At 66.2% G+C, this 16744-nt stretch carries 12 protein-coding genes; 5 read left to right on the forward strand and 7 right to left on the reverse strand.

Features of this window, described 5'->3' with window-relative positions:
- Window positions 1–112 precede the first annotated feature (112 nt).
- The gene (locus D3226_RS12670; RefSeq protein WP_202382949.1) at window positions 113–793 is read right to left on the reverse strand and encodes a 1-acyl-sn-glycerol-3-phosphate acyltransferase; all 681 of its coding nucleotides are present in this window, start codon (window positions 791–793) and stop codon (window positions 113–115) included.
- 140 nt (window positions 794–933) lie between these two features.
- Between D3226_RS12670 and D3226_RS12675 the strand changes: the two genes are divergently transcribed.
- Window positions 934–2760, forward strand: a complete 1827-nt coding sequence (locus D3226_RS12675; protein WP_202382950.1) for an AMP-binding protein — start codon at window positions 934–936, stop codon at window positions 2758–2760.
- A gap of 79 nt (window positions 2761–2839) precedes the next feature.
- On the opposite strand, the gene def is transcribed toward D3226_RS12675, so the two are convergent.
- Window positions 2840–3331, reverse strand: a complete 492-nt coding sequence (gene def, locus D3226_RS12680; RefSeq protein ID WP_202382951.1) for a peptide deformylase — start codon at window positions 3329–3331, stop codon at window positions 2840–2842.
- A gap of 10 nt (window positions 3332–3341) precedes the next feature.
- Complete coding sequence (locus D3226_RS12685; protein ID WP_202382952.1) at window positions 3342–6740, reverse strand: pyruvate carboxylase; 3399 nt, start codon at window positions 6738–6740, stop codon at window positions 3342–3344.
- Window positions 6741–7048: 308 nt separating this feature from the next.
- Here D3226_RS12685 and D3226_RS12690 point away from each other — a divergent pair, with 308 nt between their 5' ends.
- Together D3226_RS12690 and D3226_RS12695 are read left to right on the forward strand one after the other, a co-directional pair.
- Complete coding sequence (locus D3226_RS12690; RefSeq protein WP_202382953.1) at window positions 7049–9724, forward strand: M1 family metallopeptidase; 2676 nt, start codon at window positions 7049–7051, stop codon at window positions 9722–9724.
- 157 nt (window positions 9725–9881) lie between these two features.
- Window positions 9882–10721 (forward strand): AAA family ATPase, encoded by an 840-nt coding sequence (locus D3226_RS12695; protein ID WP_202382954.1) that lies wholly within the window; start codon window positions 9882–9884, stop codon window positions 10719–10721.
- A 104-nt stretch (window positions 10722–10825) separates the two neighbouring features.
- On the opposite strand, the gene D3226_RS12700 is transcribed toward D3226_RS12695, so the two are convergent.
- The 4 genes from D3226_RS12700 to D3226_RS12715 all read right to left on the reverse strand — a co-directional run bounded on the left by D3226_RS12700 (window position 10826) and on the right by D3226_RS12715 (window position 14316).
- Entirely contained in the window at window positions 10826–11407 is a 582-nt protein-coding gene (locus D3226_RS12700) for a MerR family transcriptional regulator (RefSeq protein ID WP_202382955.1), read from the reverse strand.
- Between the two features lie 148 nt (window positions 11408–11555).
- Window positions 11556–12233 (reverse strand): transcriptional regulator FtsR, encoded by a 678-nt coding sequence (gene ftsR, locus D3226_RS12705; protein WP_202382956.1) that lies wholly within the window; start codon window positions 12231–12233, stop codon window positions 11556–11558.
- Window position 12234: 1 nt separating this feature from the next.
- A complete protein-coding gene (locus D3226_RS12710) occupies window positions 12235–12699 on the reverse strand; it encodes an FHA domain-containing protein (RefSeq protein ID WP_337248992.1) in 465 nt (154 codons plus the stop codon).
- A gap of 126 nt (window positions 12700–12825) precedes the next feature.
- Window positions 12826–14316 (reverse strand): XRE family transcriptional regulator, encoded by a 1491-nt coding sequence (locus D3226_RS12715; protein ID WP_202382957.1) that lies wholly within the window; start codon window positions 14314–14316, stop codon window positions 12826–12828.
- A gap of 151 nt (window positions 14317–14467) precedes the next feature.
- On the opposite strand from D3226_RS12715, the gene aceB reads away from it, so the two are divergent.
- Together aceB and D3226_RS12725 are read left to right on the forward strand one after the other, a co-directional pair.
- On the forward strand, window positions 14468–16120 hold the full coding sequence (aceB, locus tag D3226_RS12720) for a malate synthase A (RefSeq protein ID WP_202382958.1): 1653 nt from the start codon (window positions 14468–14470) through the stop codon (window positions 16118–16120).
- 124 nt (window positions 16121–16244) lie between these two features.
- Window positions 16245–16733 carry a type III secretion system chaperone family protein gene (locus tag D3226_RS12725; protein ID WP_202382959.1) on the forward strand — a complete coding sequence of 163 codons (489 nt, stop codon included), beginning with the start codon at window positions 16245–16247 and terminating at the stop codon, window positions 16731–16733.
- Window positions 16734–16744: the final 11 nt, after the last annotated feature.

Raw genomic sequence — 16744 nt, forward strand, 5'->3', positions numbered from 1 at the left:
GTGCCACACCGCCCCAGCCTACTACTGACCGGCCACGAGAACGGGCCGTCACGCGCAGGGCGAACGCTGCCTCAGACGGGGAACGAGAAGCTGCCCCGATCCCGATCGCGGGTTACGCCGTTGCGCGTGCGCGCACGCTCGACGCGTACACGTCCACGTACTCCTGGCCGCTGAGCTTCTGGATCTCGAGCATGATCTCGTCGGTCACGCTGCGGAGCACGAAACGGTCGGCACTCATGCCTGCGAACCGGGTGAAGTCGAGCGGCTTGCCGATGACCGTGCCGATGCGGCGGATCTTCGGCACCTTCGCCCCGATCGGCATCGCTTTCTCCGTGTCGATCATGACGATCGGCACCACGGTTGCACCCGACTCGAGCACGAGCCGCGCAACACCCGTGCGGCCCCGGTAGAGCCGCGCGTCGGGACTGCGGGTGCCCTCGGGGTAGATGCCGAGCACCTCACCGCGGTCGAGCACGCTGAGTCCGGTGTTCAGCGAAGCCTCCGAAGCCTTGCCACCCGAGCGGTCGATGGGCAGCTGCCCCACCGCGGTCATGAAGGTCTTGACGAGCCAGCCCTTCAGGCCCTTCCCGGTGAAGTAGTCGCTTTTCGCGAGGAAATAGACCCGACGGTCGATCATGAGAGGCATGAAGAAGGAATCGATCACAGAAAGGTGATTTCCCACAATAATCACGGGCCCGGTCTCCGGAATGTTCTCGGCACCCTCCACCCACGGGCGGTAGAGCGTTTTCAAGAACGGCCCGATGATCAGGTGTTTAAAGAACCAGTAGAGCACAGTCGGTGATTTCCTCTCGACGGAGTCCACCTTAGCTGACCCAGGGGCCGTGAAGCAGTATGCGTATAGGCTGATGTGATGAAGCTGCGGCGAACTGCCGCACACCGTGAAGGCCTGTACTAGGTATCAAGGGAGCTGCCGTGAAACAGACTGAAACGCCTATCCTGATCCCCTCGATTCCCGAGGACAACATCTCGGATTTGCTGGAACAACGCGTGATCGCCACGCCCGAACGCATCATTTTTGCCGTTCCCGAAGGCGGAGCGTGGCGCGACATCACCGCCACGGAGTTCCGCGCACAGGTCGTGGCGCTCGCCAAGGGGCTTGCCGCATCGGGCATCGAGCCCGGTGATCGCGTCGCACTGATCTGCAAGACGAGCTACCCGTGGACGCTCATCGACTTCGCGCTGCACTACGCTGGCGCGGTGATGGTCCCGGTCTACGAGACCTCCTCGCCGCTGCAGATCCACTGGATTCTCGAAGACTCGGGCGCACGCGCCATCATCACCGAGACCGCGGAGCACGCGTCGCGCGTCGCTGAGGTGCGCAGCGACCTCCCCGCGCTGACGCTCGATTGGCGCTTGGACGAGGGCGCACTCGACGCGCTTGTCGCCGCGGGCGCAGACATCAGCGACGACGAGATCGAGCGCCGCCGCAACATCGCGGTGGGCAGCGACATGGCCACGTTGATCTACACTTCGGGGTCCACCGGCCGACCGCGTGGCTGCGTACTGACGCACTCGAACTTCGTTGACCTCGCCCGAAACGCCGGTGCCGCGCTCGACGATGTCGTGCAGCCCGGCGCGTCGACGCTACTGTTCGTCACGCTCGCGCACGTTTTCGCTCGGTTCATCTCCGTTCTCGCCGTGCACGCGGGTGTGCGGGTGGGGCACGAGCCGGACACATCGCAACTGCTGCCGGCGCTCGGCTCGTTCAAGCCGACATTCCTCCTGGCCGTCCCTCGCGTATTCGAGAAGGTGTACAACTCCGCGGAGCAGAGCACTGAGGCCGAGGGGAAGGGCAAAATCTTCCGCACCGCGGCAAAGGTCGGTGTCGAACACTCTGAGGCGCTCGACGCGGGGCACGTCCCCTTCATGCTGGGCCTCAAGTTCAAGCTGTTCGACAAGCTCGTCTTCGCCAAGCTGCGCGCCAAGCTCGGCGGCAACGTGAAGTATGCCGTCTCTGGCTCCGCGCCGCTCAGCCACTACCTTGGCCACTTCTACCGCAGCCTTGGCGTGAAGATCCTCGAGGGCTACGGCCTCACCGAGACCACCGCGCCGGTCTCGGTGAACCTGCCGGACAAGTTCAAGATCGGCACGGTCGGCCCCGCGCTTCCCGGCCACACCATCCGAATCGCCGACGATGGCGAGGTCGAGATCAAGGGCATCGACGTCTTCAAGGAGTACTGGAACAACCCCTCCGCGACGCGCGACGCGTTCACGGAGGACGGGTTCTTCCGCACCGGTGACCTCGGCTCGCTTGACGAGGACGGCTACCTCACCATCACCGGCCGCAAGAAGGAGATCATCGTAACGGCGGGCGGCAAGAACGTCGCTCCCGCGGCGCTCGAGGATCCAATCCGCGCGAACACGATCATCAGCCAGGTCGTTGTGGTCGGCGACCAGAAGCCGTTCATCTCGGCCCTCGTGACGCTCGACATGGAGATGCTCCCCGCCTGGCTCAACAACCAGGGCGAGGACCCGACGATGACGCGCCTCGAGGCGGCACGTCACCCGAAAGTGCTGGCCGAGGTGCAGAGCGCCATCGATGAGGGCAACAAGTATGTCTCCCGCGCCGAGTCGATCCGCAAGTTCGTGATCCTTCCGACCGAGTTCATCGAGGCAAATGGCCACCTCACGCCGAAGATGAGCATTCGCCGTGATGCGATCCTTCGCGACTTCGCGGGTGAGATCTCGAAGATCTACGGCGACAACCCGCAGACCGCGGCGGTCGAGACGAGGCCGTAGTACCGCGCGCTACTGCACACACGACCGTGGGCCGGGGAGATTGATTCTCCCCGGCCCACGGTCGTTTCGGATTGGCGCGTTAGAACCAGCTGGACGTGCGGATCTGCCGCATCGCCTCGCCACGCGCCTCTCGGTCGAGTCGCTGGATGTAGAGCTTGCCGTCCAGGTGATCGCACTCGTGCTGGAGTGCCTGCGCGAGCAGCCCCTCCCCCGAAATGACGATTTCATTGCCGTCGAGGTCGATCCCGCGCACGGTTGCCTTCGGGTAGCGCATGACCTCAAACCAGAGATCCGGCACCGAGAGGCACCCCTCGCCGGTTGGCACGGGGTCCCCTTCGAGCGCCACGATCTCCGGGTTCAAGATGTAGCTGATCTCGCCATCGATGTGCAGCGAGAACGCGCGCTGCTGGTGCCCGATCTGTGTCGAGGCCAGCCCGGCCCGCCCGTCGAAGGCGACCGTGTCCAGAAGATCCTGGACGAGGGCGCGTACGCCCTCGTCCACCTCCTCGATGGGGTCACAAACCGTGCGAAGGACCGGGTCGCCGAAGAGGCGAATATCTCGAACTGCCACGCTCGGTATCTTAGGCGATCACGACGATGAGGTCGCCCGACTCGAGCGCCCGGGTGCCCGCGAACACCACACGTTCAACCACGCCGGAGACCGGGGCGGTGATGGCCGCCTCCATCTTCATCGCCTCAATCGTGGCGACGGGCTGACCGGCTTCCACCTGATCGCCCACGGCGACCTTCACCGTGACCGTGCCCGAGAACGGCGCCGCGACCTGCCCGGCAACCGTGCGGTCGGCCTTCTCGGCCACCGGGGCGGAAACGGCCACGCTCTCATCCTTCACGAAGACCTGGCGCAGCTGACCGTTGACGCGCACCATCACGGTGCGCACTCCTTTGTCGTCCGCCTCGCCGATCGCCTCGAGCCCCACGTACAGTCGGACGCCCTTCGCGAGATCGATGGCGTGCTCAGCTCCCGGCACGAGTCCGTACAGGTAGTCGGGAGTATCGAGCACCGAGAGGTCACCGAACTGCGTGCGGTCGCGCTCGTACTGCTGCGTCGGCTGCGGGAAGAGCAGGCGGTTCAGCGTCTCGCGGCGGGTCGTTCCCGGCGTTTCCAGAAGTGCTGCGTCTTCGTTGCTCACGGGTGTCACCTCAGTGTCGACCGTGCGGCCCGCAAGCACCTTCGTGCGGAACGGCTCGGGCCACCCGCCGGGAATCTCACCGAGCTCGCCCGCGAGGAAGCCGACCACGGAGTCGGGCACATCGTACTGCCCGGGGTTCGCCTCGAAGTCAGCGGGATCTGCGTCGACGGCCGCAAGATGGAGCGCGAGGTCGCCCACCACCTTCGACGAGGGCGTCACCTTCGGGATCCGGCCGAGAATCCGGTCTGCCGCAGCGTACATATCCTCGATCTTCTCGAAGTCGTCCGCGAGGCCGAGCGCGATGGCCTGCTGCCGGAGGTTTGACAGCTGTCCACCCGGAATCTCGTGAGTGTAGACGCGCCCCGTCGGGGACGGCAGGCCCGATTCGAAGGGGCGGTAGAGCGAGCGCACCGCGTCCCAGTACGGCTCGAGGGCGAAGACCGCGTCGGGATCCAGCCCGGTGTCGCGCTCCGTGTTCGCAAGGCCAGCGACCAGCGCCGAGAGCGACGGCTGGCTCGTCGTGCCAGACATGGGCGCGGATGCAACATCCACCGCGTCGACGCCGGCCTGTGATGCCGCGAGCAGCGTGGCGAGCTGGCCGCCCGGAGTGTCGTGCGTGTGCAGATGGACGGGCAGGTCGAAGCGCTCGCGCAGAGCGGCGACGAGCTTCGCCGCGGCCGCCGGGCGGAGCAGGCCCGCCATGTCCTTGATGGCGAGCACGTGCGCGCCCGCGTCGACGATCTGCTCGGCGAGGCCGAGGTAGTAGTCGAGCGTGTACTTGTCCTCTGCCGGGTCAAGCAGGTTGCCGGTGTAGGCCATCGCGACCTCAGCGACGGTGGTGCCCGTCTCACGCACCGCGTCGATCGCGACGCGCATCTGGTTCACATCATTCAGCGCGTCAAAGATCCGGAACACATCGACGCCGGTTGCCGCGGCCTCACTCACGAATGCGCGGGCCACGTTCTCGGGGTACGGGGTGTAGCCAACCGTGTTCTGTCCGCGAAGCAGCATCTGGATCGGCACATCGCCAAGCGACTCGCGCAGGGCCGCAAGCCGCTCCCACGGATCCTCACCGAGGAAGCGGAGCGCCACATCGTAGGTCGCACCACCCCAGGCCTCGACCGACCATAGCTGCGGCGTCATCCGCGCAACGTACGGGGCGATGCGCGTCAGATCCTTCGTGCGCACGCGGGTGGCCAGCAGCGACTGGTGTGCGTCGCGGAACGTCGTCTCCGTCACCGCGAGCGCGGTCTGCTCACGCAGGCTACGCGCGTAACGCTCGGGCCCCAGCTCGAGAAGACGCGAGCGCAAACCCGCGGGCGCGGGCTGCGACAGGTCGAGCGCGGGAAGCTTCGTGGCCGGGTTGACCTGGCCGGGGCGCTGACCGTTGGGCTGGTTCACCGTCACGTTGGCGACGTGCTGCAGCAGGCGTGTGGCGCGGTCCTTCGGCTTGTTCATCACGAGGAGTTCGGGGCGCTCCTCAATGAACGAGGTCGCGACGTCACCGGCCTGGAAATCGGGATCGGCGAGCACTGCCTGCAGGAAGGGGATGTTCGTGGCGACACCCCGGATGCGAAACTCGGCGAGCGCCCGGCGTGCGCGCACCACGGCATCCTCGAACGTCCGACCACGGCAGGTGAGCTTTGCGAGCATCGAGTCGAAGTGCGGGCTGATCTGAGCGCCCGCGTTGATCGTGCCGCCGTCGAGCCGAACGCCGCCGCCGCCCGGCGAGCGGTACGCCGTGATGCGGCCGAGGTCTGGGCGGAAGCCGTTTGCCGGATCCTCGGTGGTGATGCGGCACTGCAGCGCCGCGCCACGCAGCTGGATTCGGTCCTGCGTGAGCTCGAGTTCCTCAAGGGTTGCACCGGCCGCAATGCGCATCTGCGCGCGCACCAGATCCACGTCGGTCACTTCCTCCGTGACCGTGTGCTCCACCTGAATACGGGGGTTCATCTCGATAAACACGTGCTCGCCAGCGCGCTCCCCCTCGGTGTCGAGCAGAAACTCGACGGTGCCAGCGTTCTCGTAGCCGATCGACTGCGCGAACGCGATCGCGTCGCGCGTCAGCTCAGCTCGCTTCTCCTCCGTGATGTTCGGGGCCGGCGCAATCTCCACGACCTTCTGGTGGCGGCGCTGCACGGAGCAGTCGCGCTCAAACAGGTGCACCGCCGCACCCGTGGCGTCGGCAAGCACCTGCACCTCGATGTGGCGCGGCCGCAGCACGGCCTGCTCAATAAACATCGTCGCGTCGCCAAACGCCGACTCTGCCTCGCGCATCGCAGACTCGAGCGCGTCCCGCAGGTCTTCGGCCCGCTCGACGCGACGCATGCCACGCCCTCCTCCTCCGGCAACCGCCTTGGCGAACACCGGGAATCCGATCTCGCGCGCGCCTGCGATGAGCGCGTCGATGTCCTGCGACGGCGGCGTGGAGCGCAGCACGGGAACGCCAGCGGCGATCGCGTGCTCCTTCGCGGCTACCTTGTTGCCCGCCATCTCCAGCGCGCTCCGGCCGGGCCCAATGAAGCGAATGCCCGCTGCCTCGGCCGCTGCGGCGAGCTCGGGGTTCTCCGAGAGGAAGCCGTAGCCCGGGTAAATCGCGTCTGCGCCCGACTCAAGCGCCACACGCACGATCTCCGCCACGTCGAGGTACGCGCGCACCGGGTGGCCGACCTGACCAATGAGGTACGCCTCGTCGGCCTTCAACCGGTGCAACGAGTTGCGATCCTCGTATGGGAAGACCGCAACCGTCGACGCGCCCAACTCGTGCGCGGCACGGAATGCGCGGATCGCAATCTCACCGCGGTTGGCAACCAGAACTTTCCTAAACATGCAGATGTACCTCTCTGTCAATCGGCTCGTCGCCGGTTGCCCAGACCGCGCGATTCGTTCGATATCAAGATACATGCTCATGCGGATCACGCGCGGAATACCGCAGGATCTGCGACGCACCGTGTCCGCAGCTGATGAGTCTGCGTGGGGCGCTCTCGCTCCAGATTGGGACTGGAGGGCTGCAGAGCCTCTGCGAGGGTCCCGTCTTCCGGGGGTGGCTCGGCCCAACTACTCTGGGTCGGGAGCTGCGTCTCGATCACCGCTGATCATGCAGCTATATCTCTGTCCCTCCACCGTCGAAGGAACACATGACCCCCACCACACCGGGAGGTGGCGTGCGTGCGCGCCGCTCCCTTGCCACTACCGCAGTCCTTGCGCTCACCGCTGGCCTGCTTGCATTCCCCGCGGCCGGCGCGTTCGCGGCCGACGCCATCGATGGTCCACGGACCTCAGGCGACAGCGTTGTACCCAACGTCGGCAACGGCGGCTACGACGCTCTCAATTACGATGTCGCGCTCGCGTGGACGCCCGACGAGGTACAGACCACCTCGCTCGTGTCTGGACGCATCGATACTGCGACCACCACGATGACTGCGCGCGCCGAGCAGCCGCTCCGCTCCTTCTCGCTCGACTTCGAGGGCATGGAGGTTGACTCCGTGCTGGTCAACGGCGTAGCTGCCGATTGGTCGCGCGACGTTGATGCCGACGCCATCAAGTTCAAGCTCATCGTCACGCCGAAGACCCCAGTGTCTGGTGAATTCACCACGACGGTCACCTATCACGGCGTCCCGGTCACACACATTGACAAGGACGGGGCCGCGGAAGGCTGGAGCGCCACGAGCGACGGCGCTATGCTGCTGGGCCAGCCGATCGGCATGATGGCTGGGTACCCGCACAACAACACCCCGGCCGATAAGGCGAGCTACACCTTCACCGTCGACATTCCGACCACCCTTTCCGCAGCGAACGGTTCCGACCCCATGCCCGCGGCGGCCGTCAGCAATGGCGAGCTTGCGTCGCGCACGCCGTCACCAGACGGCAACCGCACCACCTGGAAGTGGGTGCAGGAGAAGCAGATGGCGTCCGAGCTCGCGATCATCGGCATCGGCCGCTTCGACATCATCGAGGGCAGCGTGCAGCTCAGCGATGGCCGCACGATCCCGAGCTGGTCGTTCATTGATTCGAAGCTTTCCGACGCCGACAAGAATATCGTGCGGAACCGGCTCGGTCAGCTGCAGCAGATCACCCAGAACCTCGAGAAGGTCTACGGCCCGTACCCGGGCAACAGCACCGGCGTGGTGGTCGACAGCGTGCCGCGAGAGATCAACTACGCGCTCGAGACGCAGGACCGCTCGTTCTTCCCGTCCGCGAATTCAGTCGGCGGAAACACGCTCATTCACGAGCTGGTGCACCAGTGGTACGGCGACAACGTGTCGCCCACCAACTGGACCGATATCTGGATCGCGGAGGGCATGGCAACCTGGGGCCCCACCCATTACAACAGCGCCGCGGGATTCGGCACGGGCAGGTCCACTGAACAGAGCTACTTCGAGTCTTGGAACCGAACCCCGGCGGGTGCTCCGCAGTGGCTCATTCCCCCGGGAGCCCAGAACGACTCGGCGTTGCTGTATGGCTACCAGACGTACACGCGCAGCGCGCAGTTCTGGGAGGCGCTGAAGATTAGCGTGGGCGATGAGGCGTACTTCGCCATCGTGCTCGAGTGGCAGAACCGCTACGGTGGGCAGAGCGTTTCTGGTGCGGAGCTTCAGGCACTCGCAGAGGAACTCTCGGGCCGCGACCTCGACGCGTTCTGGCAGGACTGGGTGATGAAGGCGGGGAAGCCGGCCTGGCCCGAGAAGCTCACGGCCACGCTCGCCACCCCCGAGCGCACCGAGCGACTCGAGCGCGGCGACCGGGTGGAGTACACGCTCAGCGCCAAGAACACGGGGCTCGTTCCCCTCGCGAGCTCAGTCATCACGGTCGACGCGCAGTCGCTGCTCGAATCCGCAGAGCTCGATCAGCTGCCCGCGGGGCTGACCCTCGACGGCACCACGCTGAGCTGGCAGGTGCCCGCAACCGAGCCCGGCGCGACGGCTGAACTGAGCTTCGCGGCGACGGTGAGCGACACGGCCTCCGGTGGCAGCATCACCGCCGAGGCCCGGGTCGCAACGCTTGGCGGCACCTGCGCCGAGTGCAGCACCGAGCTCGCGGTCGACGAGTATCCCGTGTCCCCCGCCCCGAAGCCGACGGTCGCCGGGCTCGCCCGCGTCGGTGAGACGCTCACCGCGAAGACCGACGGCTGGCTCGCTGGCGCCACGCTGAGCTACCAGTGGGCCATCGACGGGGCGGACGTCGCTGGCGCACACGGTGCCACCCTGGAGCTCGACGAGGCGGCGCTCGGGAAGACGGTCACCGTCACCGTGACGGGCACCAAGGAGCGGTTCCTCCCCGTGACCGTGACGAGTGACCCGACCGCACAGGTCGCGGCCGCGACGGACCCGGGCACGGATCCAGGAACAGATCCGGGCACCGACCCGGGAACCGACCCAGGAACCGACCCCGGCGCCACCGACCCCGTTCCGCCGGCCGAGTCGGCCCTCACGGCAGCGCTCCTCGGCAAGATCACGTTCCCCGGAAAGGCGCACCCGGGTGAGCAGATCACTGTGCACGTGGGCCGTGCGCTCGCGGGCACTGAGATCGAGGGCTGGCTGTTCTCTTCCCCCACCCACCTCGGCACACTGCGCGTCGACGCGAAGGGCGACGTGCGTCTCACAATTCCGGCAAACACGGAATTGGGTGAGCATCGTCTCGCGGCCGCGCACGCGGATGGCGCGGTGATCGGGTGGGGCCCGATCCTGATCGAACAGGGCGGTCTCGCAACCACCGGTTCGGCCGCACCGCTCGCGGCTGTGGCGCTGGCAGCCACACTGCTCCTCGCTGGCGGTGTGCTGATCGCGGCGCGGAGGCGACGCGTGACGGCCTAGCGGGTACCCTGGCGCGGCGGGGCCGCGGGAGTGCAGCAATACGCTGCTCCCGCGGCCCCGCTGCGTTTCGCCCGTCGCGACGGGGAAATTCCGCTCTCCGCGAGCATGTTTTCCTCGCACTAGCTCGCGCCCAGCCCAGATCGACTAAACTCGTCCTGTGCATGTATTGAGTGTGAGTTCCCTCAAGGGCGGAGTCGGCAAGACCACCGTGACCCTCGGCCTCGCTTCGGCAGCGTTTTCGCGCGGCCTGCGGACCCTCGTTGTGGACTTTGATCCGCAGTCCGATGTGTCCACCGGTCTCGCGGTGAACCCGGAAGGTTTCCTGAACGTCGCAGACGTTCTCGAAAGCCCCAAGGAGAAGACCGTGCGCGCAGCGATCGCGCACAGCGGCTGGAACGATTACCACGAGGGCGGCACGATCGACCTCATGGTCGGCAGCCCGTCCTCCATCAACTTCGACGGCCCCCACCCGTCTGCGCGCGACATCTGGAAGCTCGAGGAAGCGCTTGCGGTCGTCGAGTCTGAGTACGACCTCGTACTGATCGACTGCGCACCGTCGCTGAACGCGCTGACCCGCACGGCCTGGGCAGCGAGTGATCGCGTGCTCGTGGTTGCTGAGCCCAGCCTGTTCGCCGTTGCGGCGACGGACCGTGCGCTCCGCGCCATCGAGGAGATCCGCCGCGGCGTGAGCCCCCGGCTGCAGCCCCTCGGCATTCTCATCAACCGCACGCAGCCGCAGTCGATGGAACACCAGTTCCGCATTCGCGAGCTCCGTGAGATGTTCGGCCCCCTCGTGCTGACCCCTCAGCTCCCCGAGCGTCCCTCTCTGCAGCAGGCGCAGGGCGCGGCGAAGCCCGTGCACATGTGGCCCGGCGAGCAGTCGCAGGAAATGGCTGGCAACTTCGACCTCATCCTGGACCGTGTGCTGCGCAGCGCAGGCATGGACGCGACCCGCTCGGGCAAGGCCCCCGCACAGGCGACCACGGTCACCGACTAGGCGCACACACTCGCACAACGAAGAAGCCCCCTGCCGTGGCAGGGGGCTTCTTCATTGTCGGAGAGACAACACCGGCGCCGCGGAGGAGCAACGCCGGGAAAGCTCTAGGAGATCTTGCGGCTGCCGCGACGCTCAGCGAGCTCGTCGACCGATGCGGCCTGTTCGCGGTGCTCGTCCATGTCTACGAGAGAGGTCTCCACTTCGCGCAGCACCTTCCCCACAGCGATGCCGAACACGCCCTGTCCACGGCTCACCAGGTCGATGACCTCGTCGCTCGAGGTGCAGAGGTACACGCCGGCGCCATCGCTCATCAGCGTGGTCTGTGACAGATCGTGCACGCCGGCCTCGTGGAGCTGCGCCACGGCGGTGCGAATCTGCTGCAGCGAGATGCCGGTGTCGAGCAGGCGCTTCACGAGCTTCAGCACGAGAATGTCGCGGAAACCGTAGAGACGCTGCGATCCCGATCCTGCGGCTCCCCGCACCGTGGGCTCAACGAGCCCGGTCCGGGCCCAGTAGTCAAGCTGACGGTAAGTGATGCCAGCGGCGCGCGCTGCGGTTGCGCCCTTGAAGCCACCATCCTGATTGGGGCGTGGAAGGCCATCATCAAACAGCAGATCGTCCGCGATGGATTCCCCGAGCGTCTGCGAAGAACCGTCTTCCCCGAACGGGTGCTGCGTGTCCTTCATGGCGTTCCTTTCCCGGGGACGCGAGCGCGCCCAACTTCAACAACGCTACCCACAGGCACTGCCCCGTGCAACGACCCCGAGCCGTCATTTTCACCGTGTCGCCGAGCCCGCAATCGCGAAGCTTGAAACGGTGCGGATCTGACCCGATTTAGGCCCCGGAAATTGCCCGCCGCAACACGCCGGACCGCACCGTGTCGAGGTAGCCGGCGAACTCCAGCGCTTCCTCGTCACCGGCAGGTGTGCCGCTCTTCACACCGCGCGTCGAGGCGGCGCGGGTAATGAGCTCCGCCTCACGCTCAGCCTCCACGCGCACCGATCGGAGGTGACGCGGTGTGATGCCGCGCTCCGCCAGGCGCATCAGCGCAGTGAGCTGGGCGACCGCATCATGCGGAAAGACCTCTGCCGCGGGAAGCAAACCCACCGCGATCGCTTCTCCCAAGAACCGAGTGCTCGCGCCGGTCGACCGGCACAGCTCGTCGGCGCTCAGTACCCGCTTCGGGGACAGGATGCTTGACGCGCTCCGACGGGCGGCCCCCGGGATGATCGGGTCGCGGCCCTGATCCAACTCTTCGAGCACCTCAGCGATGACCTTGAGTGGGAGGTAGTGATCCCGCTGGAGGGTCAGAATCAAGCGGAGTCGCTCGATGTGAGTCTGCGAAAACTTTCGGTAGCCCGACTTCGTACGCTCGGGGGCGACAAGGCCCTGCTCCTCAAGGAAGCGCAGCTTCGAGGGTGAAAGGTCCGCGAAGTCGTCCGCGAGCAGGCTCAGCACCTGTCCAATACTGAGGAGACCGGAAACGGGCTGGCGTGCTGCCGCGCCCGTCATCTCACGCGCCTTCTGCGAGGTCGAACCGCGAAGCGAAGAAGGTGAAGCGGAACTTGCCCACCTGCACCTCGACGCCGTCCTCGAGCACGACCTCACCCGAGATGCGCTCGCCGTCGCAGAACGTACCGTTCAGCGAGCCCTTGTCGGCAACCGTGAACGTAGTGCCCGAGCGGCGGAACTCTGCGTGGCGGCGCGACACCGTCACGTCGTCCAGGAAGATATCGACCGCTGGGTGACGACCGGCGACCGTGACCTCCTGGTCCAGCAGGAAGCGGGCACCGAGGTCCGGTCCGCGACGCACCACCAGCAGCGCCGCTCCCGAGGGCAGCGCCTCGACGGCCTCGCGCTCGTCGATCGACAAGTCGGTCGCTCGCGAGCGAATCATCGCTCCCAGGTCTTCGCGGAACTGCTGCGTTGCACGCACCTCCGTGTGGTCGGCGCGACGGGCGTGATTCTCGGTGTTCACGTGCTCACCCACTCCTACTGCTCGGGGCTTCGGTGAGCCAGTCGGCTCAGTCCCTCTACGCTATCGCAGCCGACGGGCGCGGCGCACCCCGCCGAGCGAATTCACGGCCGAGAGCGGCGCGGCGTGCTATGAGCTGCGCTCGTTCTGCTCCAAAAACGCATAGACCTCATTCGAGTCGACGCCCGGGAAGGTTCCCGTTGGCAACGCGGCGAGGAGACTCGTCGGGGTTGCCGCCTCGGGCCAAGCCGCAGCTTCCCACTTCGTGGTGAGCTCGGTTGACGCCTGCCGGCAGCAGCGATCATCGGGGCAGAACGACTGTGAGCGGTGCGGGGTCTCTCGGCCGCGGAACCACTTCACGTCCTCGAAGCGCACCCCCACGCTCACGGAGTAGAGCCCTTCTTTGGCCTTCTCAACTCGCGAGGTGCACCAGTAGGTGCCCCCCGCCGCCATGTCCGTGTACTGGTACCAGGGGTTGAAGCGATCCGGCTGACTGAAAATTGTGCGCGCCGTCCAGTTGCGGCACACCATCGCGCCCTCGAAGTTGCCCAGCGCATCGGAGGGGAAACGAACCCCGTCGTTCTCATACGCCTTGATAAGGGTGCCCGACTCGTGCGCTTTCATGAAATGCACCTGGAGGTCGAGTCGTTCAGTTGCGAGGTTCGTGAAGCGGTGTGCCGCCATTTCGTACGAGACGCCGAACGCGTCGCGCAGATCTTCCATCGAGATCTGTCGCTGCTTCTTCGCTGCGGCAAGGTGCTCCACCGCGGCTTCCTCTGGCAGTAGCACCGCACCGGCGAGATAGTTCGCCTCCACCCGCTGACGCAGGAAGTCGCCGTAGCTGCGCGGCTCTTCGTGCCCGCAGACGAGGCTCGCAAGGGCGCGCAGGATTGGCGCGCGCGCATCCCGCGACGGGAGATTGCTGCTCAGATAGATGCGCCCATTGCGCCGGTCAATGACGGATCGGGTGGAGTGCGGCATGTTCGACACATAGTGGAGACTGAAGCCCAACTTCTCCGCGACATTCGAGGTGGTCTGCTGCGACACGGGGCCGCCCGTGTAGCCGACACTATCCAGCAGCTGCGAGGCCGCCCGCTCGAGTTCGGGATAGTAGTTGCCGGCAACACGCATCTCCGCTCGGAGTTCCGTGTTCGCGCGACGCGCCTCCTCGGGCGTTGCAGCGCGCTCCCGGTGCAGCCGCTCCACCTCCTGGTGCAGTCCGAGAATGGCCTTCAGCGTGTCGTCGCTTGTTGCCTTCGAGACCCGAATCGGCTGAATGCCGAGCGACCCGAAGACCGTGCCGCGCTGGGCACGCTCGACCGCAATCTCGAGCGCTGCTCGCTCGCTGGGAGCCTCGTCGATGAGCAGTTCGTCCACTGTGACGCCGAGCGCTGCGGCGAGCGCGCGGAGCAGGGGCAGCCGGGGCTCGCGCTTGCCGTTCTCGATCGCGGAGAGCTGCGAGGGAGCGCGGTCAACTGCGGCGGCGAGCTGCTCGAGCGTCATCCCTCGCTCGGTGCGTCGCTCACGGACACGGCGGCCGAGCGTCAGCGCGTCTCCCCCGTCTTCAGGCTCTGTATCGAAGCCGACTGCGGGCGTGAGCGGGGTGGCGAGTGACGTCATGCACACAGCCTCTCACCTCCACATTCTTTCAGCAAGCAGAAATTCTGCGAATATTCTCCCCCTAAATGCCCTCCCTTAGGGGTTCCGGAGGCCCAAAGATGGAAGTAGCCAAGCTCCATCGTGGGAGCCACTTCACTTCAAAGGACGCATCATGACCACCACGCAGGCGGCCCCGCAGCAGTCGCAGACCGCCACCTCCTCCTTCGGTCCCCGCATCGAGGTCACCGGCCGCCCCTTCGCACGCAGCGAAGAGATCCTCACCGCCCCGGCACTCGCATTCCTCACGGAGCTGCACCACCGCTTCGCGAGCACCCGCCACGAGCGGCTCGCAGATCGCCAGCGTCGGCGCTACGAGATCGGCAACGGCCGCGACCCGAAGTTCCGCGAGGACACCCGCCAGATTCGCGAAGATGCGAACTGGCAGGTTGCCGGAGCGGGCCCCGGCCTGGAGGACCGCCGCGTGGAGATCACCGGCCCGACCGACCCGAAGATGACCATCAACGCGATGAACTCGGGCGCGAAGGTGTGGCTCGCTGATCAGGAAGACGCGACCAGCCCCACGTGGAAGAACGTCATTGGCGGCCAGCTGTCACTCTTTGACGCGATCCGCGGCCAGCTTGAGTACACGAGCCCGGAGGGCAAGGAGTACCGCATCACCGCGGAGACCACGCCGACGATCGTGATGCGGCCTCGCGGCTGGCACCTCGTCGAGAAGCACATGCGCTTCACCGACGCACAGGGACAGTCGGGCGCAGCGTCGGGCAGCCTCGTCGACTTCGGCCTCTACGCATTCCATAACGCGCAGGAGCTGGTCTCGCGTGGCCGCGGCCCCTACTTCTACATTGCGAAGCTTGAGTCGAGCGAGGAGGCGAAGCTGTGGGACGACATCTTCACCTTCACCGAGCAGCAGCTGGGGCTCGCGCACGGAACGATCCGCGCGACGGTACTCATCGAGACGCTGCCGGCAGCGTTTGAGATGGAAGAGATTCTCTACGTGATGCGAGACCACATCGCTGGGCTGAATGCCGGGCGTTGGGACTACATCTTCTCGATCATCAAGAACTACCGCGGTCGCGGCGCACGCTTCGTGCTGCCGGACCGCAGCGAGGTCACGATGACCGTGCCGTTCATGCGGGCCTACACCGAGCTGCTCGTGAAGACCTGCCACAAGCGCGGCGCACACGCGATCGGGGGCATGAGTGCATTCATCCCGAACCGGCGCGACGCGGAGGTGACCGCGCGTGCCGAGGAGAAGGTGCGTGCGGACAAGCAGCGCGAAGCTGGCGACGGCTTCGACGGCACCTGGGTGGCGCACCCCGACCTGATTCCGGTGGCACAGGCAGAGTTTGACGCGGTGCTCGGCGAGCGCCCGAACCAGGTTGAGCGCCAGCGCGACGATGTTGAGGTGACCGCGGCACAGCTGCTCGACGTGCACATCGGGCGCGAGATCACCGAGGCCGGCGTGCGGGAGAACGTCTCGATCGGGCTCCGCTACATCGAGGCCTGGCTGCGCGGCAACGGCGCGGTGGCGATCGACAATCTGATGGAGGATGCTGCGACCGCAGAGATCAGCCGCTCGCAGATCTGGCAGTGGATCCATCAGGATCAGTCGACCGCTGAGGGCACGCGGATCACCCGTGAGTGGGTGTCCGAGATCCTCCGCGACACGGTCGCCGGCTTTGAGCGTTTCGCGGGCGACCGCTTCGACGACGCTGCCGAACTGTTCGCGGATGTCGCGCTCGGCGACGACTTCCCCACGTTCCTCACGGTTCCGGCGTACAGCCGCTACCTCGTCGACGCGTAAAGTCTCAGAGTTCCCGCGCGGCGCCTTCGAATCTGCGGAGATTCGGAGGCGCCGCGCATTTTCCTGTGTCGGTGGCATGTGCCATCCTCGAAGAACACGATCCCCACGAGAGGACAGTACGAACATGGGATTCTTCACGAAGGACAGCACCCCCACCGGAGGCGGCGGTGACGCGCTCTCCCCTATCTCCAAGGATCGGATCAAGGCGGGCCTCGAGCGCGCAGGCTGGTCGTACAGTGTCGATTCAGACGGTGACATTGGGGGCGGCTGGGAGTACGCCTCGTTCTTCTTCTTCCTGAGCGGCAAGGAAGAGGAGCTGCTGTGCATCCGCGGCAGCTGGCGCGGAAAGCTCAAAGCCGACGAGCTCGCTCAGGCCATCGAGGCCTGCAACAGCTGGAACGCGGAGAAGCTCTGGCCGAAGACGTACGCCCGCTTGGACGACGAGGGCCTGGTGCGCGTGCACACGGAGCACAACGTCGACTACGAGCAGGGCATCACCGATGGTCAGCTTGACCAGCAGCTGCTCTGCGCGGTGAACACTGGCATGTCGTTCTACGAGCACCTCAACGAGGTCTTCCCGGCCACCTGGGCCGAGTACAAGCCTGAGGACTAAGCCGCAGCACT

This window comes from Leucobacter chromiireducens subsp. chromiireducens, assembly GCF_016758255.1.
In the GTDB taxonomy this organism is placed as follows: domain Bacteria; phylum Actinomycetota; class Actinomycetes; order Actinomycetales; family Microbacteriaceae; genus Leucobacter; species Leucobacter chromiireducens.